Origin of the sequence: Streptomyces sp. ISL-98, from assembly GCF_018614055.1 — a bacterium.
Lineage (GTDB): Bacteria > Actinomycetota > Actinomycetes > Streptomycetales > Streptomycetaceae > Streptomyces > Streptomyces spiramyceticus.
In genome coordinates this window covers 111,533-134,206 of record NZ_JAGGPB010000013.1, presented here as the reverse complement: position 1 = coordinate 134,206, position 22,674 = coordinate 111,533, and the positions used below count along the sequence as shown (strand labels likewise).

General features: G+C 70.4%; 23 protein-coding genes. 8 read left to right on the top strand and 15 right to left on the bottom strand.

Annotation, left to right across the window (positions count from 1 at the left end; genetic code table 11):
* The first annotated feature begins 134 nt into the window (after positions 1-134).
* Positions 135-800 carry an O-methyltransferase gene (locus tag J7I98_RS09930; RefSeq protein WP_214920257.1) on the top strand — a complete coding sequence of 222 codons (666 nt, stop codon included), beginning with the start codon at positions 135-137 and terminating at the stop codon, positions 798-800.
* 96 nt (positions 801-896) lie between these two features.
* On the opposite strand, the gene J7I98_RS09925 is transcribed toward J7I98_RS09930, so the two are convergent.
* Positions 897-1,064, bottom strand: a complete 168-nt coding sequence (locus J7I98_RS09925; protein ID WP_003966491.1) for a DUF3117 domain-containing protein — start codon at positions 1,062-1,064, stop codon at positions 897-899.
* A gap of 303 nt (positions 1,065-1,367) precedes the next feature.
* Between J7I98_RS09925 and J7I98_RS09920 the strand changes: the two genes are divergently transcribed.
* On the top strand, positions 1,368-2,168 hold the full coding sequence (locus J7I98_RS09920) for an enoyl-CoA hydratase-related protein (protein ID WP_214920256.1): 801 nt from the start codon (positions 1,368-1,370) through the stop codon (positions 2,166-2,168).
* A 28-nt stretch (positions 2,169-2,196) separates the two neighbouring features.
* Here J7I98_RS09920 and J7I98_RS09915 read toward each other — a convergent pair whose 3' ends face one another.
* Positions 2,197-2,796 (bottom strand): DNA-3-methyladenine glycosylase I, encoded by a 600-nt coding sequence (locus J7I98_RS09915; RefSeq protein WP_214920255.1) that lies wholly within the window; start codon positions 2,794-2,796, stop codon positions 2,197-2,199.
* Complete coding sequence (locus J7I98_RS09910) at positions 2,793-3,134, bottom strand: DivIVA domain-containing protein (RefSeq protein WP_214920373.1); 342 nt, start codon at positions 3,132-3,134, stop codon at positions 2,793-2,795. Before J7I98_RS09910 ends, J7I98_RS09915 begins: the two co-directional genes overlap by 4 nt.
* A gap of 130 nt (positions 3,135-3,264) precedes the next feature.
* Here J7I98_RS09910 and folP point away from each other — a divergent pair, with 130 nt between their 5' ends.
* Positions 3,265-4,125: a dihydropteroate synthase gene (gene folP, locus J7I98_RS09905; protein ID WP_214920254.1), complete on the top strand. Its 861-nt coding sequence runs from the start codon at positions 3,265-3,267 to the stop codon at positions 4,123-4,125.
* Between the two features lie 243 nt (positions 4,126-4,368).
* On the opposite strand, the gene J7I98_RS09900 is transcribed toward folP, so the two are convergent.
* Positions 4,369-5,118: a TIGR00730 family Rossman fold protein gene (locus J7I98_RS09900; protein ID WP_214920253.1), complete on the bottom strand. Its 750-nt coding sequence runs from the start codon at positions 5,116-5,118 to the stop codon at positions 4,369-4,371.
* Between the two features lie 69 nt (positions 5,119-5,187).
* On the bottom strand, positions 5,188-6,267 hold the full coding sequence (gene dapE, locus J7I98_RS09895) for a succinyl-diaminopimelate desuccinylase (protein ID WP_214920252.1): 1,080 nt from the start codon (positions 6,265-6,267) through the stop codon (positions 5,188-5,190).
* 97 nt (positions 6,268-6,364) lie between these two features.
* Between dapE and J7I98_RS09890 the strand changes: the two genes are divergently transcribed.
* Positions 6,365-7,372 carry a heavy metal transporter gene (locus J7I98_RS09890; protein WP_308377720.1) on the top strand — a complete coding sequence of 336 codons (1,008 nt, stop codon included), beginning with the start codon at positions 6,365-6,367 and terminating at the stop codon, positions 7,370-7,372.
* Between the two features lie 297 nt (positions 7,373-7,669).
* Positions 7,670-8,116, top strand: coding sequence for an ATP-binding protein (locus J7I98_RS09885; RefSeq protein ID WP_214920251.1), 447 nt, complete (start codon positions 7,670-7,672; stop codon positions 8,114-8,116).
* A 93-nt stretch (positions 8,117-8,209) separates the two neighbouring features.
* Here the strand turns inward: J7I98_RS09885 and dapC are convergent, their stop codons facing one another.
* A complete protein-coding gene (dapC, locus tag J7I98_RS09880; protein ID WP_214920250.1) occupies positions 8,210-9,331 on the bottom strand; it encodes a succinyldiaminopimelate transaminase in 1,122 nt (373 codons plus the stop codon).
* A gap of 100 nt (positions 9,332-9,431) precedes the next feature.
* Entirely contained in the window at positions 9,432-9,752 is a 321-nt protein-coding gene (fdxA, locus tag J7I98_RS09875; RefSeq protein ID WP_018089397.1) for a ferredoxin, read from the bottom strand.
* A 142-nt stretch (positions 9,753-9,894) separates the two neighbouring features.
* On the opposite strand from fdxA, the gene J7I98_RS09870 reads away from it, so the two are divergent.
* The gene (locus tag J7I98_RS09870) at positions 9,895-10,890 is read left to right on the top strand and encodes a GNAT family N-acetyltransferase (RefSeq protein ID WP_214920249.1); all 996 of its coding nucleotides are present in this window, start codon (positions 9,895-9,897) and stop codon (positions 10,888-10,890) included.
* An 18-nt stretch (positions 10,891-10,908) separates the two neighbouring features.
* Positions 10,909-11,733, top strand: coding sequence for a transglutaminase-like domain-containing protein (locus tag J7I98_RS09865; RefSeq protein ID WP_214920248.1), 825 nt, complete (start codon positions 10,909-10,911; stop codon positions 11,731-11,733).
* Between the two features lie 712 nt (positions 11,734-12,445).
* On the opposite strand, the gene J7I98_RS09860 is transcribed toward J7I98_RS09865, so the two are convergent.
* From J7I98_RS09860 to J7I98_RS09845, 4 genes are all read right to left on the bottom strand, one after another.
* Positions 12,446-14,452 carry a hypothetical protein gene (locus J7I98_RS09860; protein WP_214920247.1) on the bottom strand — a complete coding sequence of 669 codons (2,007 nt, stop codon included), beginning with the start codon at positions 14,450-14,452 and terminating at the stop codon, positions 12,446-12,448.
* Between the two features lie 175 nt (positions 14,453-14,627).
* On the bottom strand, positions 14,628-15,053 hold the full coding sequence (locus J7I98_RS09855) for a DUF6113 family protein (protein ID WP_214920246.1): 426 nt from the start codon (positions 15,051-15,053) through the stop codon (positions 14,628-14,630).
* The gene (mshB, locus tag J7I98_RS09850; protein WP_214920245.1) at positions 15,050-15,937 is read right to left on the bottom strand and encodes an N-acetyl-1-D-myo-inositol-2-amino-2-deoxy-alpha-D-glucopyranoside deacetylase; all 888 of its coding nucleotides are present in this window, start codon (positions 15,935-15,937) and stop codon (positions 15,050-15,052) included. The genes J7I98_RS09855 and mshB overlap by 4 nt, the downstream gene beginning before the upstream one ends.
* Positions 15,938-15,960: 23 nt before the next feature.
* Entirely contained in the window at positions 15,961-16,155 is a 195-nt protein-coding gene (locus tag J7I98_RS09845) for a hypothetical protein (protein WP_214920244.1), read from the bottom strand.
* A 179-nt stretch (positions 16,156-16,334) separates the two neighbouring features.
* On the opposite strand from J7I98_RS09845, the gene J7I98_RS09840 reads away from it, so the two are divergent.
* On the top strand, positions 16,335-18,461 hold the full coding sequence (locus J7I98_RS09840) for a prolyl oligopeptidase family serine peptidase (RefSeq protein ID WP_214920243.1): 2,127 nt from the start codon (positions 16,335-16,337) through the stop codon (positions 18,459-18,461).
* 225 nt (positions 18,462-18,686) lie between these two features.
* Here the strand turns inward: J7I98_RS09840 and J7I98_RS09835 are convergent, their stop codons facing one another.
* The 4 genes from J7I98_RS09835 to J7I98_RS09820 are packed head-to-tail and all read right to left on the bottom strand — an operon-like array spanning position 18,687 to position 22,662.
* The gene (locus J7I98_RS09835; protein ID WP_214920242.1) at positions 18,687-19,760 is read right to left on the bottom strand and encodes an ABC transporter ATP-binding protein; all 1,074 of its coding nucleotides are present in this window, start codon (positions 19,758-19,760) and stop codon (positions 18,687-18,689) included.
* The gene (locus tag J7I98_RS09830; protein ID WP_214920241.1) at positions 19,753-20,727 is read right to left on the bottom strand and encodes an ABC transporter ATP-binding protein; all 975 of its coding nucleotides are present in this window, start codon (positions 20,725-20,727) and stop codon (positions 19,753-19,755) included. Before J7I98_RS09830 ends, J7I98_RS09835 begins: the two co-directional genes overlap by 8 nt.
* Positions 20,728-20,738: 11 nt before the next feature.
* Positions 20,739-21,746 (bottom strand): ABC transporter permease, encoded by a 1,008-nt coding sequence (locus tag J7I98_RS09825; protein WP_214920240.1) that lies wholly within the window; start codon positions 21,744-21,746, stop codon positions 20,739-20,741.
* Positions 21,739-22,662, bottom strand: coding sequence for an ABC transporter permease (locus J7I98_RS09820; RefSeq protein ID WP_214920239.1), 924 nt, complete (start codon positions 22,660-22,662; stop codon positions 21,739-21,741). Before J7I98_RS09820 ends, J7I98_RS09825 begins: the two co-directional genes overlap by 8 nt.
* Positions 22,663-22,674 lie beyond the last annotated feature (12 nt).

Genomic DNA, 22,674 nt, shown 5'->3' with positions numbered 1-22,674 from the left:
CTCGCCCGTTAGCTCCGGATAAGCATCTTTACGTGAATTTGGAACCCGCACTCGGTCCTGATTCATCTCTCCCCCTGCCGTCATAACGCCCGGTCCCATCTGCGGGTTCCCGACGTCAGCGGATACAGTCACGGTTGCGCCAACTACGGGGACAGGAGAGGCCCATTACCGCCAACCGGCAGACGAGCTGGGCGTTCGCCGACGCCTATGTCGCCGAGGACGAAGCCCTGCACTGGGCTCGTGATCGGGCACGGGACGCTGGGCTCCGCTCGGTCTCGCCCGGCGCCGGCGGTGCCCTGCGGCTGCTCGCTGCCACGGCGGACGCCAAGGCGGTCGCCGAAATCGGTACGGGCACCGGCGTCTCCGGCATATATCTGCTGCAGGGCATGCGGCCGGACGGCGTACTCACCACCGTCGACCCGGAGCCGGAGCGCCAGCAGTTCGCCCGCGAGGCGTTCCGTGCGGCAGGCTTCGCCGGCAACCGGGCGCGCTTCATTCCGGGTCGCGCCCTGGACGTACTCCCGCGCCTTGCCGACGGGGGCTACGACCTCGTCTTCTGCGACGGAGACCGGCTCGAGTGCATGGACTATCTCGCTGAATCGTTGCGCCTGCTGAGACCGGGCGGAATCGTCGTTTTCGAGGGTGTCTTCGCAGACGGCCGTACGGTCGACTCCGCGGCCCAGCCTGCGGAGGTGCTGCGCCTGCGGGAGCTGCTGCGCTCCGTACGGGAGAGCCGGCGGCTGGTCCCGTCCCTGCTCCCGGTGGGCGACGGCCTGCTGTGCGCGGTACGCCGCGCCTGACCCGGCCGGGCATCAGTGTTCCGGGAGGGCGACACACCACTGCCCCGGCACGCTGTACGCGTACCGGGGCAGTGGAAAGTTAGGGCGCTTCCGCTTCTAGCCGACGACCTTCTTCAGAGCGTCGCCGAGCGCATCGGCCTCATCGGGAGTCAGCTCGACGACAAGTCGACCGCCGCCTTCGAGCGGAACGCGCATGACGATGCCCCGCCCCTCCTTGGTCACCTCGAGCGGGCCGTCGCCCGTCCGCGGCTTCATGGCCGCCATGCTCGTTCCCCTTCCTGAAACCAGCTCATCGCAGCCGACAACCCAGGTGTCACCGGCATCGAACACATTGCTTCCAGGCCATTATCCCGCATCGCAGGACCCAATGACCAACATCGGTCGGCATCGCTTGTGCAACGCGCTCTCTCATAACCCCTCATTTCGGCGGTCCGCCTGCGATACTTCGCCGCCGTCGGCCGCTCATGGACCCCACTTTGTTTGACGCAGGTCACATGTCCACGCCCGGTGATCTTCCGCCATGCTGAGCTGGACATGCCTGCCCGAGCCGCAAAAGGGGATCTACTGATGGCCGACACCGTGCTCTACGAGGTGACCGACGGACTCGCGACGATCACGATCAATCGTCCCGAGGCCATGAACGCCATGAACACCGAGGCCAAGGTCGCACTACGGGACGCCGTGCAGGCCGCAGCCGCCGATTCCGCGGTACGGGCGGTCCTGCTCACCGCCACCGGCCGGGCCTTCTGCGTGGGCCAGGACCTCAGGGAGCACACCGCCTTGCTCGCCGCCGACCGCGAGGCGGGCACCGGCCAGACCATGAGCACGGTGCGCGAGCACTACAACCCCATCGTGCGGGCCCTCACCGAGATGCCGAAGCCGGTCGTCGCCGGGGTCAACGGGGTCGCCGCCGGCGCCGGGGCGGGCTTCGCGTTCGCCGCCGACTACCGGGTCGTCGCCGACAACGCCGCCTTCAACACGGCCTTCGCCGCCGTCGCGCTGACCGCCGACTCGGGCGTTTCCTGGACGCTGCCGCGCCTCGTCGGCCAGAGCCGCGCCGCCGACCTGCTGCTCTTCCCGCGCTCCATCTCCGCGCAGGAGGCATTCGACCTGGGCATCGCCAACAAGCTGGTCGCCGCCGATGACTTGGCCACCGAGGCGGCAGCCGTCGCCCGCACCCTGGCCGAGGGGCCGACCCTCGCGTACGCCGCGATCAAGGAGTCCATGGCCTACGGCGCGGCTCACAGCCTGAGCGAGACCCTCGAAAAGGAGGACGAACTCCAGTCGAAGGCGGGCGCGTCGGAGGACCACACCATCGCGGTCGAGGCCTTCATCGCCAAGGAGAAGGCGAAGTACGTCGGCCGCTAGGACTCGCCGTGGGAGCCGCGGCGGGAGCCTAGGAAGCCCCGCCGCGCACCACACACTCCACGAGGTGGTCGTCGACCAGGCCGCACGCCTGCATCAGTGCGTACGCCGTAGTGGGGCCCACGAAGCGTATGCCGCGCTTCTTGAGGGCCTTGGACAGTGCGACGGACTCCGGGGTGACCGCCGGGACGTCGGAGATCGTGCGGGGCGCCGGGCGCGTCGCGGGGTCCGGGGCGTACGACCAGATGAGGGCGTCGAGCTCGCCGGCCTGCCAGTCGGCGAGCGTCCTGGCGTTGGCGAGGGTCGCGGCGATCTTGGCGCGGTTGCGGATGATGCCCGGGTCGGCGAGCAGACGCTCCGCGTCGGCGTCCGTGAAGGCGGCCACCGACGCGATCTTGAAACCGTCGAAGGCGGTACGGAAGCCCTCGCGCCGGCGCAGGATCGTCAGCCAGGACAGGCCGGACTGGAACGCCTCCAGGCAGAGCCTTTCGTACAGCGCGTCGTCGCCGTGGACCGGGCGGCCCCACTCCTCGTCGTGGTACGCCACGTACTCCTCGGTGGCCAGGCCCCACGGGCAGCGCAGGCCGCCGTCCGGACCCGCCACGGCTCCGCCCGCCGTCACCGCCGTCATGACTGCGGCTCCTCGTCCGACGCATCCTTGAAGAGGCCCCGGCCGCCGACCGCTCTCGCCTGGACGCCCGCCAGCGCGGCCTCCAGCTCGGCGATCCGCGCGTCCCGCTCCGCGAGCTCCGCGCCCACCCTGCCCAGCACGTCGTCGACGTCGGACATCCGGTACCCCCGGGGCGCCATCGGCAGGCGCAGCGCCTCGATGTCCGCCCGGCCCACGGGGCGTGTCACGGGCAGCGGGTCCACGAACTCGTCGGGCGCCGTTTCCGGCAGAACGCCACCGCTGTCGCTGCCGCCTCCGCCCACCACGGCGAGGGTGACCGCGGCGACCACCACGACCATCGCCACAACCAAGAACAAGAACACGATCGTCTCCCCGGGGCACGCACAGAGCGGAAACTGTCCAGTCCCGATCGTGCCATGCGGCACTGACAGTTAAGGTCGCAGGCGACCGATGCGAGGAGGAAACACGGTGCTCAGGCTGGGACGGCGCGAGTTCGGAGCGCACGAGCCGGTGATCATGGCGATCGTGAACCGGACCCCGGATTCCTTCTACGACCAGGGTTCGACCTTCGACGACGAGCCTGCGCTCGCCCGCGTCGAGCAGGCGGTGTCGGAGGGCGCTGCCATCATCGACATCGGCGGCGTGAAGGCCGGTCCGGGCGAAGAAGTGAGCGCCCTCGAAGAGGCGCGGCGGACGGTCGGATTCGTGGCCGAGGTCCGCAGGCGGCACCCCGACGTGGTGATCAGCGTCGACACCTGGCGGCACGACGTCGGCGAGGCGGTCTGCGAGGCGGGCGCGGATCTGCTGAACGACGCGTGGGGCGGGGTCGACCCGAGGCTCGCCGAGGTGGCGGCCCGTTTCGATGTGGGCCTGGTCTGTACGCACGCGGGCGGCGCGGAGCCGCGGACGCGGCCGCACCGGATCGAGTACGACGACGTAATGGCGGACATTCTCGACGTAACGGTCGGGCTGGCCACGCGCGCGGAGAAGCTCGGCGTGCGGCGGGACGCGATTCTGATCGACCCGGGGCACGACTTCGGCAAGAACACCCGGCACAGTCTCGAAGCGACGCGGCGGCTCGGCGAGATGGTGGAGACCGGTTGGCCGGTGCTCGTCTCGCTGTCCAACAAGGACTTCGTCGGCGAGACGCTCGACAAGCCGGTGAAGGAACGGGTCATCGGCACGCTGGCCACGACGGCGGTCTCGGCATGGCTCGGGGCGCAGGTGTATCGCGTGCACGAGGTCGCGGAGACGAAGCAGGTGCTGGACATGGTGGCGGCGATTGCTGGGCACCGGGCGCCGGCGGTGGCGCGGCGGGGGCTGATGTAGTCGGCGGGGCGGGAGCGGTGCGTACGGCGGGGCGGGAGCGGTGCGTACGGCGGGCTGTTCCCCTACCCTTCCCCGAGCTCTCAACTTCGTTCGAGCAGGGGAGACCCCATTCCTCCCGCTGTGACATTTCGCGGCTGCCGCCGCGTGGGGGCTCCGCCCCAGACCCCGCTCCTCAAACTCCCCCAAGCACTACGTCCAGGGGGGACCCCCAACGGGCTGGATTTCCAGCCCGTTGGGCGTTCCCTACCTGCCCGTCTCCTTCGACACCAGGGCAACCGCCTCGTCCACGTCGTCCGTGAGGTGGAACAGCAGCAGGTCCCGCTCCGACGCCTTGCCCTGCGCGATCACCGTGTCGCGCAGCCAGTCGACGAGCCCGCCCCAGTACTCCGTACCGAACAGCACGATCGGGAAGCGCGTCACCTTGCGGGTCTGGACCAGGGTGAGGGCCTCGAACAGCTCGTCCAGCGTGCCCAGGCCGCCCGGCAGGACCACGAAGCCCTGTGCGTACTTCACGAACATCGTCTTGCGGACGAAGAAGTAGCGGAAGTTCACGCCGATGTCGACGTGCGGGTTGATGCCCTGCTCGAAGGGCAGCTCGATGCCGAGGCCGACCGAGATGCCGTTCGCCTCGCGGGCGCCCTTGTTGGCCGCCTCCATCGCGCCGGGGCCCCCGCCCGTGATCACCGCGAAGCCCGCCTCGACCAGGGCGCGTCCGAGCCGGGTGCCCACCTCGTACTCGGGAGAGCCGGGAACCGTGCGTGCGGAGCCGAAGACACTGATCGCGCTGGGGAGTTCGGCGAGTGCGCCGAAGCCCTCGACGAACTCCGACTGGATTCGCATGACCCGCCAGGGGTCGGTGTGCACCCAGTCGGCATCGCCCTCGGTGTCCAGCAGCCGCTGGTCCGTGGTGCCGGCCTGGATCTGCTCGCGGCGGCGCAGCACCGGACCCAGTCGCTGCTCGTCCGGGGTCCGCTCCTCTTCAGGAATCGTCATGCCGTACTCCCTCCGCTGCCGAACATTGTCCGGTCAGGTTAGGTCCACAGACGTGGCGAAAAGTGAAATTCAGGCAGTCAGCCAGGCATGGAGTCGTTCCTCGCAGTGCGTGATGCGCTCAACGGCCACGTGCTCGTCGCGCTTGTGGGCGAAGAGCGGGTCCGCGGGGCCGTAGTTGACCGCGGGCACACCGAGCGCGCTGAAGCGCGAGACGTCCGTCCAGCCGAACTTGGGCCGCGCGGTGCCGCCCACCGCCGCCATGAACGCCGCGGCGGCCGGGTGCGACAGACCGGGCAGGGCCGCGCCCGAGTGATCGTCCACGACGAACTCGGCGATCTCGCAGTCCGCGAAGATCTCCCGTACGTGCGCGAGCGCCTCGTCCTCGCTGCGGTCGGGCGCGTACCGGAAATTGACCGTCACCGTGCAGGCGTCGGGGATGACGTTGCCCGCGACACCGCCCTCGATCTTTACGGCGTTGAGGCCCTCGCGGTACTCCAGGCCGTCGATCACGGGACGCCTCGGCTCGTACGCCGCGAGCCGGGCCAGGATCGGCGCGGCGGCGTGGATCGCGTTGGAGCCCATCCAACTGCGCGCCGAGTGCGACCGCTCGCCCGCCGTGCGCAACAGCACCCGCAGCGTGCCCTGGCAGCCGCCCTCGACCTGGGCGTCGGAGGGTTCGAGGAGTACGGCGAAGTCGCCCTCGAGCCAGTCGGGGTGAGCGTCGGCGATGTGGCCGAGGCCATTGAGGTGGGCGGCGACCTCTTCGTTGTCGTAGAACACGAAGGTGAGGTCGCGGTTGGGCTCGGGGACGGTCGCCGCGATACGGAGCTGCACGGCGACGCCGGACTTCATGTCGCTCGTGCCGCAGCCCCACAGGATGCCGTTCTCGTCGAGCCTGGACGGCACGTTGTCGGCGATCGGGACGGTGTCGATGTGCCCGGCCAGGATGACCCGCTCGGCCCGCCCCAGGTGCGTACGGGCCACCACGTTGTTGCCGTACCGGTCGACGGTGAGGTGCGGCAGTGCGCGCAGCGCCTCCTCGATGGCGTCGGCGAGTGCCTTCTCGGTGCCGCTCTCCGACGGGAAGTCGACGAGCCGGGCGGTCAGCGTGGGGGCGTCCAGGGCGAGGTCAAGCGGTGTTTCGGCCATGCCCCGACCCTAGCGCGCGACGTCCGGGGACAGCCGGGGGAGCCGGAAACGTAAGCACCCCACGGGCCTGTCACAGGCCTCAAGTACCTTAGGCAGCGTGCCTGAGTCCAGCTCTTCCGCAGCTCGCGGCCGCGCCCTGCGCATCACGGCGGGTGTCGCCGTGCTGCTCGCGCTGGCCGGGTATCTGGTGGTGCAGTTCGTGACCGGCGGCGGGGGCGCCCCGCGCTGCACGGTGCGCTCGGCGGCGGGCGACGGGGCAACGTACGAGATCAGTCCCGAGCAGGCCGTCAATGCCGCGACGATCTCCGCCGTCGGCACCTCGCGCGGGATGCCGCAGCGGGCGGTGACGATCGCGCTCGCGACCGCCCTCCAGGAGTCGGCGCTGCGCAACATCAGGCACGGCGACCGGGACTCGCTCGGCCTCTTCCAGCAGCGCCCCTCGCAGGGCTGGGGCACCGAGAAGCAGATCCTCGACCCGGGTTATTCGGCGGGGAAGTTCTACGAGCACCTGGCGAAGGTTCCCGGCTATTCGCGGCTGCCGCTGACGGTCGCCGCCCAGCGCGTCCAGCGCAGTGGTTTCCCGCAGGCGTACGCGAAGCACGAGCCCGATGCCGCCCTGCTGGCCGCCGCGCTCACCGGCCGCGCGCCCGCGTCGCTGACCTGCGCGGCGCCGCAGGACGGCCGCCCGGGCAAGCCTGCCGACGTACGGGCCGCGCTGGTGCGCGACTTCGGTGCCGATGTGCTGCCCGGGGCGCAGGCAGCCGGTTCGCCGACCGGCACCGGGGGCGAGAAGGCTCAGCCCGGCGACGCCCCGGCGGAAGCGACGGTGACCGTGCCCGTACCCGCCCGGGCGGCGGGCGACAGCAGCAACGGCGGCGTCGACGGTGACGGCGATCCGCGCGGCTGGGAGCTGGCGCACTGGGCCGTGGCCAATTCATCCGAATTGCACATCGCCCAGGTCTCCTACGCCGGCCGGGTGTGGTCCGCCGGAGAGTCCGGGGACTCCGGGAAGAAATGGCGCAAGGCGGACGCCGAGTCCGGCACGGGAAAGTCCGGCAGCGCTGAGAACGGCACCCGAGAGGTCCGAATCACCACCGCGCAATAGTGCGGACGGTCACCCGAAAGCAGTACGGAGATCACGCCGGTTCGGCGTTCCGCGGGAACCTGCCCACCCAAGCGCCACCTTTCCCCAATCCCCTTGCGAATACAGGGAATTGACGATTCTGCGGCTCACTCCGAGGCAGATCATTTGCCCGGATTCATCCACAGCCGATTATGCGATGCATTACCAACTCTTTACCTCGGCGCACCGCAACTTTCCCCGCCCTCCGAGGGGTTGTCATGGCGTCCGATCGTCGGACAGACCCTCTTCATCAAACGTCTATCCCGTCTAAGGAGCACCATGTCCCTCCCCCTGACCCGTCGGATCGCCCGCGCCGCACTGCTGATCGCGGCCGGCGCAGCCCCCGTGGTCGGTGCGGCCGGCTCCGCAAGCGCCGTAGACCTCCCCGCCGCCCCGAACCTGGGTGGCGTGACCGCCGTGGACGGCGCCGGCCTCGGCGACACCGTCGACGGAGCCTCGCAGCAGGCCACCAAGACGGCGGGCAACACCGCCGGCAAGGCCGTCAAGAAGGCCGTCCCTGCCGCGGGCAAGACCGTCGGCAAGGTCGGCAAGATGGCCGCTCCGGCCGCGCAGAACGCTGCCGGTGACGTCGCCGGCACCACCGGAGGCGCCCTCGGCGAGACCGCCGCGACCGCAACCGAAACCGGCCTCTCGACCGAGGGTCTGCCCACCCAGGGCGTGCCGTCGACCAACCAGCTGCCGCTGCAGGGCCTGCCCATCGGCTAGTCCGTACGCAGCCGCACAAAAGCAGCCGCACAAAAACGGAGGGGCCCCGGGGAGCACGAACTCCCCGGGGCCCCTTCCTGTGCGTCATGCACATCAGCCGAGGCGCTTGACCGCCGCCTCGACGCGCTCGTCGGTGGCCGTGAAGGCGACCCGTACGAAGCGGTCGCCCGCCGCCCCGTAGAAGTCACCGGGAGCCACCAGGATCCCCAGGCCCGCCAGGTATCCGACCGTCTCCCAGCACGGCTCGTCGCGCGTCGCCCACAGGTACAGGCTCGCCTCGCTGTGCTCGATCCGGAAGCCGTGCGCCTCCAGCGCGGTCCGCAGCGCCGCACGCCGGGCCGCGTACCGTGCGCGCTGCTCCGTCACGTGTACGTCGTCGCCGAGCGCCGCCACCGTCGCCGCCTGTACCGGCGCGGGCGTCATCATGCCGCCGTGCTTGCGGATCTGCAGCAGGTCGCCGAGGACCGCCGAGTCGCCCGCCAGGAACGCGGCGCGGTAGCCGGCCAGGTTGGAACGCTTGGAGAGCGAGTGGACGGCGACGATGCCCTCGTACGTACCGCCGCACACATCCGGGTGCAGTACGGAGACGGGCTCGGCCTCCCAGCCCAGCTCCAGGTAGCACTCGTCGCTGAAGACCAGCACGCCGTGCTCACGCGCCCATGCGACGATCCGGGTCAGCTCGTCCTTGGCCAGGACGCGGCCCGTCGGGTTCGAGGGCGAGTTGAGCCACAGGAGCTTGACCCGGGCGGGGTCGAGGTCCGACGTGCCCGCGGCGTCAGCCGCAAATGTCTCAGTGTCGTACACGACCGGCTCGGCGCCGGCCAGCCGTGCGCCCACCTCGTACGTCGGGTACGCGAGCCGCGGGTACGCGACCTGGTCCCCCGCGCCGAGACCCAGCTGCGTCGGCAGCCATGCCACCAGCTCCTTCGAGCCGACGACGGGCAGGACATTGGTGTGCCCCACACCGCGCGCACCGAGCCGCCGCTGCACCCAGCCGGTGAGCGCGTCGCGCAGCTCGGCCGTCCCCCACACCGTGGGATAACCCGGGGAGTCCGCGGCCGCGACGAGAGCCTTCTGGATCAGCTCGGGGACCGGGTCGACGGGCGTGCCGACGGACAGGTCCACGATGCCGTCCGGGTGGGCGGCCGCCGTCGCCTTGTACGGCTCCAGCTTGTCCCAGGGGAAGGTGGGCAGGCGGTCAGTGACTGCGGACACGGTGCTTCACTTTCTCGTGCTCGTACGGGCGGCAAAAAACGCCTCGGTCCCGTACGGCGGCAGGCCGTACGGGACCGGGGCGGCGCACTTGCCTCGTCGCTTACTGGTTCTGCGGGGGCAGTGCTGCGATGAAGGGGTGGTCACGCTCAATCAGGCCCAGCTTCGAGGCACCACCGGGCGAACCGAGCTCGTCGAAGAACTCGACGTTCGCCTTGTAGTAGTCCTTCCACTCCTCAGGTGTGTCGTCCTCGTAGAAGATCGCCTCGACCGGGCAAACCGGCTCACAGGCACCACAGTCGACGCATTCGTCCGGGTGGATGTACAAGGACCGGGAGCCCTCGTAGATGCAGTCGACCGGGCACTCCTCGATGCACGCCTTGTCCTTGACGTCGACACAAGGCTGCGCGATGACGTAGGTCACGCTGTCGTTCCTCCTCGATAGGGCGCGGCGGGCCGATCTGCGGCTCCGTCGCGTTGGCGCGCGGGAGCGCGGCGTCGTCGATGCCCAGTACCTAGTATCTCCGTTCCTGGGCACGATCCGAACAGGAGGGGCGGACAGATCGATGGAATTCACGGCCGGAGGACGGCTCGAGGTCCGTATTTCGCCTGCTGACGTGGGCAAACGGGTATCAGTCAGGCGCGTGGGCGGGTCCGGAGCACCGGGTGAGAAGTTCACCGACACGGTCGGTGTGCTCACATCCTGGGACGCGGGTGTGCTGTCGATCACACGCAAGGGTGGCGAGTCGGTCAGAATCCCGGAATCCGCGCTGGTCGCGGGCAAGGTCGTACCCTCCGCACCGGCCCGTCGGCGGGGCCCCGCGGCGAACTTCGAGGAGCTCGCGCGGGTCACCGCACGCGCCTGGCAGCCCATCGAGAGCGAGCCCCTCGGCGACTGGGTCCTGCGGGCCGCCGGCGGCTTCACCCGCCGGGCCAACTCGGCGCTGCCGCTCGGCGATCCCGGGATGCCGCTCGATGCGGCGCTGGTGAAGGTGCGGGAGTGGTACGCGGCACGGGGGCTTCCCGCGTACGTCCAGGTCTCGACCGGGGCCGAAGGCACGCAGGAACGTCTCGGCGCGGAACTGGAGCGGCGCGGCTGGCTGCGCGAGGTCTCCGCCGACGTACGGATCGCCGCGCTCGCGCCCATCGCCGACCTGGACGCGGATGTCTCGCGCGTACGCCTGGACCGGGCCTGCGACGCGGCGTGGCTCTCGCGCTACCAGCGCTTCGAGGAGCCGGGGCCCGACGTACTGAAGGTGCTGGGGAGTGGGCCGTCCGTGTGGTTCGCGTCCGTACCCGGCGAAGGCGGGGCGCCCGCCGCGATCGGGCGGTGCGTCGTCGACGGGCGCTGGGCCGGGTTCATGGCCGTCGAGGTCGATCCGGCGTACCGGCGTCAGGGGCTGGCCCGTGCCGTCATGACCGCGCTGGCCCGGCAGGCGCTGGACGAGGGGGCGTCGGCCGCGTGGCTTCAGGTCGAGGCCGACAACGGGGGTGCGCGGGCTCTGTACGACGGCATGGGCTTCGCGACCCACCACAGCTATCACCACTTCCGACCGGCGTAGGCAGGGTACGAACGGCATATGCAACCGACCGAGCGGCGGCACCGTTTCGCCGAGGAGGCCCGCGCCGAACGCCCCGATCTGGCACAGCTGTGCCTGCTCGTGGGCGCGGAGGCGGACGCTTCGCTGGACCAGGCAGGGATGGACGTGGCCGAGATCGAACTCGACCGGCTGGCCGGGCTGCTGCCGTTCCGCCCCGGCGGTGCGCGGGGGTGGGCCTCCGCCGTGTCCGACCTCCTCGGTGCGCGCTGCGGGTTCGGGGGATCGCCGAGTGACTACCAGCGGCTGGAGTCCTCGCTGCTGCACGAGGTGCTGCGGCGGCGGCGCGGGCTGCCGATTCTGTTGTCGGTGGTGTGGATCGAAGTGGCCCGGCGGGCGGGCGCCCCGGTGTACGGAGTCGCCCTGCCCGGCCACTTCGTGGTCGGCTTCGGGCCTCCCGGCGAGCAGGTCCTGGTCGACCCCTTCGACGGGGGGCGGCTGTTGACGGGCGCGGACGCGGAACTGCTGGTGGCTGGGGCTACGGGGGAACCGCTCGACCCTTCGATGCTGGTGCCGGCGGATCCTCTGGAGATCGTGCTGCGGATCCTGAACAACATCCGCGCATGGGCGGCGGCCCGCCCCGAGCGTACGGACGTCCAGCTCTGGGCGGTCGAACTGTCGCTGCTACTCCCGGCGCACCCGGCACGGCTCAGATACGAGCGGGCCCAACTGCTGGTACAGCGGGGCGATTTCCTGGGCGGCGCGGCGGAGATGGAGGCGTACGCGGAGGTACTGGCAGAGGTGGAACCGACATCGGCGGAGGTAATCCGCCGAAGGGCACGGGCGGCACGCGCGAGGCTGAACTGAGGTTTGCGGGGGTTGCGGGGGCCGGTCGTGGTGCCGGGGGCCGGGGCCTACGGGAGCGGCGTCCGGCACTGCACGCTGTGCCTTCCCGGGGACAACCCCCGGACCACCCGGCCGGAAACCCAACCACGCGAGCGGGGTCGACACCACCCACCGGCGCTAGGACGGGGCCTGTCGGAGTACCGGGGCCAGGGCGGTGCGAGGCCTGTGGTGGTGCCGGGGGCCGGGGCCTACGGGAGCGGCGTCCGGGACTGCATGATTTAGCTGCGTTCCCGGGTCACCGAAAGCCTCCCGGCGTCCCGCGCACACATCACGTTTTACGTCCCGAACACCACTCCCTACGGCCCCGTCCCCCTCCCGTACACCGTTGAACACCGACCGGCGCCGGTAGCCGGGCCGCCTGAACCAGGATGCGAACGGCGGCGAGGGGGCGGGTCGCGCAGGGGGCGCTGTTCGGGACGTAAAGCGTGATTTGTGCGCGAATTACTGGCCTCGCAAACAAAGCCCCGCCCCGCAGCTAAATCATGCAGTCCCGAATAGTGCCCCCGGAGCGGCCCGACCCCGCACCACGACCACCGGCGCAAGCCAAACCCCGCACAGACCCACCCGGCGCAAGCCAAACCCCGCACCACGACCACCGGCGCAAGCCAAACCCCGCACGGACCCACCCGGCGCAAGCCAAACCCCGCACGGACCCACCCGGCGCAAGCCAAGATCAGCTCGGGTTGAGGCTGATCTCCTGGACTCGCTGCGCCGGCGTCTTGCCCAGCAGTGCCGTCTGCATCGCGTGGGCCACGTCGTCCGCGGTCACCGGGTGCTTCTTGCCGTCGCCCTTGGTGATCTGTACGCCGTCGAAGACACCGTCGAGCAGTTGCTCGATCGCCGGCTTGTTGTAGACCTCCACCAGGCGCCCGTTGATCGGCTTCATGGAGAGGATCTTCGGCAGCGACCTCGCCGGGCCGAACTGGATCTGCTTGCCGCCCGCCTTGATCGTGATCAGGCCGGACATCGCGGGCTGGGCGAATTCCTTCATGGCCCGGTTCAGTTCGGCCGGGCCGATCGCCGGCTCCTTGGCGGCGACCGGCAGCTCCACCAGGTTCGGCTTCCCGGTCTCGACCTGCGCCCGGTACGCGTCCCTGACCGAGATCATCGAGCGGTTGACGTCGAGCTGCTTGCCCGCCTTGCCGGGTACGGCGACCGCCTTGCCCGGTACGAACTTGATCGTGCCTTCGCTGGCTGTGCCCGAGTCGCCCGCCAGGTCGGCCAGCGCCACGCTCAGCTTCTCCTCGTCGACCGGGATCACCGGTTCGGCGACGCGCTCGCCGCCGAAGAGGGAGCCGATCACGGAGACGGGGTTGTAGTCGCTGCCCGCCGCGCCGCGCACGGTTTCCTGGCTGTCCAGGGCGAGGCCCGCCTTCTCCGGCGTGAGCTGCGCCCGCTTGCCGTCGACCGTGAGCTGGAGCGGGGTGGTGGCGCGCTTGCCGAGGGCGGCTTCGAGCTTGCTGACGGCCTCGTCCTTGGTGCCGCCGCCGATGTCCACGCCGAGGACGGTGGTGCCCTTCGGTACGTCGGAGTGGTTCATCAGCAGCCCCGCTCCGTACGCGATACCGGTCAGCACCACGACGCCGACGGCGGCCAGGACCAGCTTGGAGCGGCCCTTCTTGGCGGGCGCGGGAGCGGGCGCAGGCGTGGCGCGCGGCGGGGCGGCCGCAGCAGGGCCCAGCGGGTCGTTCGGGAAGCCCGGCGCCTGGTCGGGAACGAAGCGGCCGCCCGCGTCACCGGAGTGCGGCGGCGGGGCGAACGGCGAGTGCCGGTCGACGGGCTGGACCACGGGGATACCGCTGGTCAGCGTGTCACCGGAGACGTTGCCGCCCGAGGGCGTGTTGGGGGCCGGCTGCTGCGGGGTCAGGACGGCCGTGTCGTCCGACATGCGCGGCGGGCCCGACTGGCCGAGGACGCCCGGCGGGTTGACACCGGGGCGGGGCCCCGGCGCCATGGGCGAGCTGCCGGTGACGGGGCCGGTCGTGGGGCCCGTGGGGCCTGCGATGCGTCCGGTCGGGAAGCCGCCAGTGGCGGGCCCGTTGGCGTCCGCGTCGAAGTCGCTGAGCGGGGCGCCGGTGCGGCGCGGCAGCGGCTCGGTCGCGCGCTGCGGCGGTTCCGGGGTGAAGTACGGGAGGTCGGGGCGCTGTCCGCCGCCCTGCGGAGGGGCGGGCGGCGCCGGGGCCGCCGGAGCTGGCGCGGCCGCTTTGCGCGGGGCGAACCAGTCGCTGGCGGGCTGGTCGCCGGAGCGCTCGGCCCCGGCTTCGGCCTGCTGCGCCGCAGCCGCGTTGTCCCGCGACGGCTCCGCCGGGCGGGGCGTGCTGCCGGTGCGCTCGGCGTCGGGGCGGGGGCCGGGGCCCGAAGCGGCGGAAGAAGACGGTGCGGAGGCGGAGGAGCGGGCCGAGGGGGCCTGGTCCGTGTCGCTCATGGGCGTACGCATGACAACCGGCGGGATCGGCCGCGATCCGGGGATGTTGATCCGGATACGCGTGGTCAGCGTGGTCTCGGTCCTGGGCTCGTCGGGCTCGACCGGTGCCGCGGCCTCGGCAGTTCCGTCCGGAGCGTCCTGCGAGGGGTGCGGCGAAGGATACTGGGGGGTTCCGTACGGCGGCGTACCCGACGGGTACGCGGCTCCGGCGCGCCCCTGGGGGCCGGAGGACGAACTGTCAGTTTCACGACTCAAGGCAGGTTCTCCCGGTTAGCTCCGCCGCCCGCTCTTACGTTCTTGCATGCCTGCTGCGGGCAGCTCGGCGGCGCGCACCACCATACTGGCCGCCGCCGACAGCCGTCCCGCGACCATGGAAGCGAGGTTCCTACGGCCGTGCGAGCGCGGTCAATTCACGGACCCAAGTGGTACGTCATTTGCCAAGTCGGGCGCCGTCAGAACCGCGTTGCGGCAGGGGCAGCATCGTGGCGCAGATCACAGCGAGTCCCATTCCGCCCAACATGTAGGCGTACGACACGAGACTGCCTCCGATGAGAAGGTCGCCCTCGGGGCGGCTGACGGTCATCAGCACGATGGAGACGATCCAGCCCGCGGCGGACGCGCCGACCCCCGCCTTGGTGCCCATCGCGTACATGCCGCCGTAGAAGACGCCCGTCGTGGCGAGCAGTGCGAGCAGCAGCCCGCCGGGGATCCACGCCGCGTGGACGAGGACGCCCGCGGCGCCGACCAGCGCGCCGATCACGGCGAGCAGCAGATACGCGCCGGCCCGGCCCGGGTTGAAGGGCGCGGCCAGTCCGGCGGGCGGCGTCGGCGCCGGCGGATTCTTGCGTTGTGTCATGACGTCACCACTCCCGCGAAGAGGTCGGTCTCGCGGCCGGCGGGGACACCGCGTTCGCCCCGTACCAACTCGTAGAACTCTGTGGTGAAGATCGGCTGGCCCAGTTCGTTGGAGAGTGCGAAGAAGTCGCCCTCGACCGCGACCTGGGTGGCGTGGGCGGCCATCGCGGCCGCCTTGGCCGCCGCGTACGGCGTGCCGTCGATCTCCGTGGTGATCCGCGCGTCGTCGACCACGCCGGGGACGTCGTCCGCCGCGCCGGTACCGGGGAAGCTCGCCCCGGCCGTGCGCAGGCGGGCGAAGCCGTCCTCGACCACCGTGCGCGGCACCCGGTTCCAGTAGATCTTGGCGATGGTGTGCGGCGCCCCGAGGTCCGGACGGAAGTCTGCGTCGGCCGCGAGGTCGGCGGCGCGCATCGCGACGCGGTGGGCCTGGATGTGATCCGGGTGCCCGTAGCCGCCGTCCGGGTCGTACGTCACGAGGACCTGCGGGCGTACGGAACGGATCACTTCGACGAGGTACGCCGCCGCCTCGTCCACCGGCGTGGCCCAGAAGGCGCCTTCGCGGTGGTTCTGGATGGCGCCCATCATTCCGGAGTCGCGGAACCGGCCGGGGCCGCCCAGGAAGCGGTGGTCGCCGACCCCCAGCTCCTTCATCGCTGCGGCCAGTTCGCCGATGCGATGGGGGCCGAGGGTGTCGTCGCGGTCCGCGGCCAGGTGCGCGAGAGCGGGCGGGATGATCTCCCCCTCCTCGCCGAGCGTGCAGGTCAGCAGGGTGACTCCGGCGCCCTCGGCGGCGTACTTGGCCATGGTGGCGCCGTTGTTGATCGACTCGTCGTCGGGGTGCGCGTGCACCAGAAGCAGACGACGGGCTGGGTGGTCCGTCATGGGACCACCCTACGAGGCATGGGTCAGAACTTGATGCCGCCGATCATCCCGGCCACGTTTGTGGTGAGTTCGCTGATCGTGGGGGCGATGGACGAGCTGGCCAAGTAGAAGCCGAGCAGGACGCAAACCACTGCATGTCCGGCCTTCAGCCCGGATTTCCGGACCATCAGGACGACGATGATCGCCAACAGCACTACCGCCGAAATCGAGAGTGCCACGGCGGTTCACCTCCACTTACTCAGGTCGGACTCGGGTCGGAGCGGGCATGACGACAGGCGCCAGCAGGTTCATACCCACCTAGCGCTACGGATCATAACTATCAGTGCGTTCGCATTGATCGGTGCACGGCAGCACGAGGGGCGCATGGACAAGGGCGGGGAACGGTAGCTTCTGGCGCATGAACTCGAAGCAGCTCTCCTTCCCCAGGCAGCACGCCAGGACTCAGCGCTTCACCCTCGGCGCACCGCGGGCGTTCACCGTGTCGCCCGACGGGACGCGTGTGGTCTTTCTCCGCTCCCCGTCCGGCACCGATCGCGCCAACGCGCTCTGGGTACTTGATCTTGAGGGGGGCGCGCAGGAGCGCATCGCGGCGGATCCCGGCCAGTTGCTGGGCGGCGCCGCGGAGCGGCTGTCGGCGCAGGAACGGGCCAGGCGCGAGCGCAGTCGCGAGGGGTCGGCGGGCATCGTCTCGTACGCCGTGGACGCGGCGGTCGAACTGGCGGCGTTCGCGCTGTCCGGGCGGCTGTTCACGGCGGAGCTGCGGGCGGGTACGGCGCGCGAACTGCCTGCTGCGGGACCGGTTCTCGACCCCCGCCCCTCCCCCGACGGGCGGCATGTCGCGTACGTCGCCGGGGGCGCCCTGCGCGTGATCGACACCGAGGGCGCCGGTGACCGGGCGCTCGCCGAGCCGGAGGACGAGCACACGACGTACGGCCTGGCGGAGTTCATCGCGGCTGAGGAGATGTCCCGCTCGCGCGGCTTCTGGTGGTCGCCGGATTCGGACCGGCTGCTGGTCGCCCGCGCCGACGACGCGGCCGTGGGGCGCTGGTGGATCTCCGACCCGGCGCGTCCGGAGGCCGAACCGGCGCGGGTCGCGTACCCGGCGGCGGGGACCCCCAATGCGGACGTACGCCTCTTCCTGTACGGCCTGGACGGGGCGCGTACGGAGGTGACGTGGGACCGGGTCCGGCATCCGTATCTGGCCCGGGTCCACTGGTCGGAGGCGGGTGCGCCGCTGCTGCTCGTACAGGCGCGGGATCAGCGCAGTCAGCTGCATCTGGCGGTGGACACCGAGACCGGCAGGACCAGGACCGTGCACGCGGACGAGGACGAGGCGTGGCTGGAACTCTTCGACGGGGTGCCGGTGTGGGCCCCCGACGGGCGGCTCGTACGGATCGCGGACGAGGGCGGGGCGCGGGTGCTGACGGTCGGCGACCGGGCGCTGACCGGGCCGCAGTTGCATGTACGTGCGGTGCTGGACGTTTCGGACAGCGATGTGCTCGTTTCGGCGTCGGCGGGCACGGAGGCGGCGGCTCCGGAGACCGGCGAAGTGCATGTCTACCGGGTCAACGAGCTGGGCGTGGAGCGTCTTTCGGAGGGGGCCGGGGTGCATTCCGCGGTCCGGTCGGGCGGGGTGACGGTGCTGGCCTCGGCCCGTCCGGAGAGCAGCGGCACAGTCGTTTCGGTACTTCGCGACGGCAAGCGGGAGGCGGTGGTCACGTCGTACGCGGAGGAGCCGGTTCTGCGGGCGCGCGTGCGGTTGGTCGAGGGGGGCGCGCGCCGGATTCCGTGCGCCGTTCTGCTTCCGGCGGGGTACGAGGAGGGGGATGGTCCGCTTCCGGTCCTCATGGACCCGTACGGCGGGCCGCACGCGCGGCGGGCGGTCGCCGCGCACAATGCCCACCTCACCTCGCAGTGGTTCGCCGACCAGGGCTTCGCGGTGGTCGTCGCCGACGGGCGGGGCACCCCCGGGCGCTCGCCGGGCTGGGAGAAGGCGATCCGCAACGCGTTTACGCTCACGCTGGACGACCAGGTCGAGGCGCTGCAGGCGCTGGCGGCCGACTTCCCGCTGGACCTCGGACGGGTCGCGATCCGGGGCTGGTCGTTCGGCGGCTACCTGGCGGCGCTGGCGGTGCTGCGCCGGCCCGATGTCTTCCATGCGGGGATCGCGGGTGCGCCGGTCACCGACTGGCGGCTGTACGACACGCACTACACGGAACGGTATCTCGGGGATCCGGGCTCGCAGCCGGACGTGTACGCGGCGAATTCGCTCGTCACGGGGGACGGGCTTTCCGAAGTGGCCGATCAGCACCGCCCATTGATGATCGTCCACGGTCTGGCGGACGACAACGTGGTGGCGGCGCATACGCTGCGGCTGTCTTCGGCGTTGCTGGGGGCGGGACGGGCGCATGAGGTGCTTCCGCTGTCCGGGGTGACGCATATGACGCCACAGGAGCAGGTCGCGGAGAATCTGCTGCTGTTGCAGGTCGACTTCCTGAAGCGCTCGCTGTCGGCGGTGCGGTAGCCGCTGCGCGGAGCTTGTTCCCCTGCCCTTCCCCTCCCGAACTGGGGGCACGCCCCCAGACCCTCCGGACGCCCTCCGGGGCTACGCATGGCAACCGGCCGGGGCGACATGGCGCCCCGGCCGGTTTACGGCACCCGCACGGCCGTACGCCATTCAGAATGGCGCGTTCGTATATCGGAGTTGCGACAGCCAAGTTGCCTGGCTGTTAAAGAAATTGAAGGGCAGTTATGGCGCTGTGGCGCGCGCGCCCGCCCCCTCCTCCCCCGAAACCACCCGGATCTCCTCCGCGAAATGGCACGCCGAATCATGGTCCGCCGGCCCCTCCGTGTCCCGGAAGACCGCCGGCACCGCCAGCAGCGGCACCTCCAGCGCGCACCGTTCCTGTGCCTTCCGGCAGCGCGTACGGAAGCGGCAGCCCGAGGGGATGTTCGCGGGCGAGGGCACGTCGCCCGTCAGGAGGATCCGCTCGCGGTGCTCGCGCGCGGTCGGGTCGGGCACGGGCACGGCGGACAGCAGCGCCTGCGTGTACGGGTGCGTCGGATGCTCGTAGATCTGCTCGTCCGTGCCGATCTCCACGATCCGCCCCAGATACATCACGCCGACCCGGTCCGAGATGTGCCGCACGATCGACAGGTCGTGGGCGATGAACACGTAACTCAGCCGGAATTCGCTCTGGAGCTTGTCCAGCAGGTTGATGACCTGCGCCTGCACCGAGACGTCCAGCGCCGACACCGGCTCGTCGGCCACGATGATCTCCGGCTGGAGGGCAAGGCCCCGCGCGATGCCGATCCGCTGCCGCTGCCCGCCGCTGAACTGGTGCGGATAGCGGTTGATGTACTCCGGGTTGAGCCCGACGACGTCCAGCAGGTCCTGGACCTTCTGCCGGCGCGAGCCCTTGGGGGCCACCTCGGGATGGATCTCGTACGGCTCACCGATGATGTCGCCGACCGTCATACGGGGGTTCAGTGACGTGTACGGGTCCTGGAACACCATCTGGATGTTGCGGCGTACGGCCTTCAGTGCGCGCCCGGACAGCTGGGTGATGTCCTCGCCCTGGTACCGGATCGACCCGGCCGTCGGCTTCTCCAGGTGCACCAGCATCTTGGCGAGGGTCGACTTGCCGCAGCCCGACTCCCCCACGATGCCGAGCGTCTCCCCCGCCCCCAGGTCGAGATCGACACCGTCGACCGCCCTGACCGCGCCGATCTGCTTCTTGAAGAGAATGCCCTGGGTGAGGGGATAGTGCTTGTGCAGGCCTCGCACCTCAAGAATCGGCTCGGCAGTGATCGGCTCAGCCATTGAGTGCCTCCTGCCAGAAGTGGCACGCGGTCCCGCGCTCCTCCGAGACCTCGTACAACGGCGGCACATCCGTCCGGCACACGTCCCGGGCCAGCGGGCAACGCGGGTTGAAGGGGCAGCCCGGCGGGATGTTCATCAGGTTCGGCGGCAGGCCCTTGATCGCGTACAGCTCCTGGCCCTTCTGGTCCAGCCGCGGGATCGATTCGAGCAGGCCCTTGGTGTACGGGTGGGCGGGTGCCTTGTAGACCGGGTGGACCGGTGCGGTCTCCACGATCTTGCCCGCGTACATCACCGCGATCTTGTCGGCGACGTCGGCGACGACGCCCAGGTCGTGGGTGATGAGGATGAGCCCCATCCCGAGCTCGCGCTGCAACTCCGCGAGCAGCTCCATGACCTGCGCCTGTACGGTCACATCCAGCGCGGTCGTCGGTTCGTCCGCAATGATCAGCGAGGGCTCCAGGGCGAGCGCCATCGCGATCATGATGCGCTGGCGCATACCGCCGGAGAACTGGTGCGGATACTGCCCGACCCGTTCCTTGGCCGCCGGGATGCGCACCCGGTCCATCAGCTCGACGGCCTTCGCCTTCGCGTCCTTCCTGGACATCCCCTTGTGGACGATGAACATCTCGCCGAGCTGATCGCCCACGCTGAGCACGGGGTTGAGGGAGGACAGCGCGTCCTGGAAGATCATGGCCATTTCCCGGCCCCTGACCTTCCGCCGCTCATCCTCCTTGAGCTTCAGCAGATCACGACCCTGGAAGACGATCTCGCCGCCGGTGATCTTCCCTGGCGGCATATCGAGGATGCCCATGATCGCCTGCGCGGTGACGGACTTCCCGGAGCCCGACTCGCCGAGCACGGCCAGCGTCTCGCCTTCGTCCACCGCGTAGTTGACGCCATTGACGGCCTTGGCGATCCCGTCGCGCATACGGAATTCCACGTGCAGGTCGCGCACTTCGAGCAACATGGCGGGGCTCCTCAGCGCAGCTTGGGATCGAGGGCGTCGCGCACCGCGTCGCCGAGCATGATGAACGCGAGCACCGTGATCGCGAGCGCGCCCGCCGGCCAGAGCAGCATGTGCGGGGCGTTGCGGACGTACTGCGAGGCGGACGAGATGTCGATGCCCCAGGACACGGCGGGTGGCTTCAGGCCGACGCCGAGGTACGACAGGGTCGCCTCCAGTGAGATGTACGTACCGAGCGCGATGGTCGCCACGACGATGACGGGGGCGACCGCGTTGGGGGTGACGTGCCGCAGCAGCATCCGCGAGCTGCTCGCGCCCAGCGCCCGCGCCGCCTGTACGTAGTCGTTCTGCTTGGCGGTGATCACCGAGCCGCGCGCGATGCGGGCGATCTGCGGCCAGCCGAGCAGCACGATGAATCCGATCACCGGCCAGACGGTGGTACTGGTGATGACGGAGAGGAAGACGAGGCCGCCGAGGACGACGGGGATGCCGAAGAAGATGTCGGTGATACGGGACAGCAGCGCGTCCCACGCGCCGCCGAAGAAGCCGGCGAGCCCGCCCAGGATGCTGCCGAGCAGCGCCACGCCGAGGGTGGAGCAGACGCCGACGGTGACCGAGGTCCTGGCGCCGTAGACGGTGCGCGTGTAGACGTCGCAGCCCTGGCCGTCGAAGCCGAAGGGATGGCCGGGCTGGGAGCCCTCCTGGGCCCTGGCCAGGTCGCACTGGTGCGGGCTGCCGCTCGCGATCAGCGACGGCCAGAGCGAGATGATCACGAGGAAGACGATGATCAGGCCGGAGACGATGAAGACCGGGTTGCGCCGCAGATCGTGCCAGGCGTCTGACCACAGACTGCGCGGCTTGCCCGCCGGGCCCGTGCCCTGGGGGCCGCCCGGAGCCTGTCCGCCGGAGGCGGCTGATGGATGCCGCTCCAGCGATGCACCCTCGTCCACAGCAAGATCCATCGCACCTCCGGCTCCGGTCCGGCCGATGGCTCCCCCGTCGTCGTACTCCGGCTCAGGCATAGCGAATCCTCGGGTCGAGTACGGCGTACAAGAGGTCGACCATGAGATTCGCCAACAGGAAGACCAGCACCAGCACGGTCACGAAGCCGACGACGGTCTGGGAGCTCTGCCGGACGATGCCCTGGTAGAGCTGGTAGCCGACGCCGTGGATGTTGAAGATCCGCTCGGTGACGATGGCTCCGCCCATCAGGGCGCCCACGTCCGTACCGATGAAGGTGACCACGGGGATCAGTGAGTTGCGCAGCAGGTGCCTGGAGATGACGCGGCGTCTGGGCAGCCCCTTGGCGACGGCCGTACGGACGTAGTCGGCGCGGGAGTTCTCGGCTACGGATGTCCTGGTGAGGCGGGTGACGTACGCCAGTGAGACCGAGGCCAGGACGAGGCCGGGCAGCAGCAGTTCGTCGACCGGGGCATCGGGCGAGACCGCTGGCCTGATGACTCCCCACTTCACACCGAGCAGCAGCTGGAGCAGCAGGCCGGTGACGAAGGTCGGGATCGAGATCACCACGAGGGTCAGGAGCAGGACACCGGTGTCGACGGGGCGGCCGCGGCGCAGGCCGGTGAGCACGCCCAGGCTGATGCCGATGACGACCTCGAAGACGACGGCCACGACGGTCAGCCGGATGGTGACGGGGAAAGCCGTCGACATCAGCTCGGTGACCTCCTGACCGTTGAAGGCGGTGCCGAAGTCCCCGGTGAAGACGTTGCCCATGTACGTCAGGTATTGCTGCCACACGGGCTTGTCGAGGCCGAACTCGGCGCGCAGCCGGGCGGCGGTGGCGGGGTCGCACGCCCGGGGGCCGCAGAGGCCCTCGATGGGGTCGCCCATCACGTTCACCATCAGGAAGATCAGCAGCGTGGCGCCGAGGAAGACCGGGATCATCTGCAGCAGACGCCGGATCACATAACGTCCCATGGAGGGCTCCGG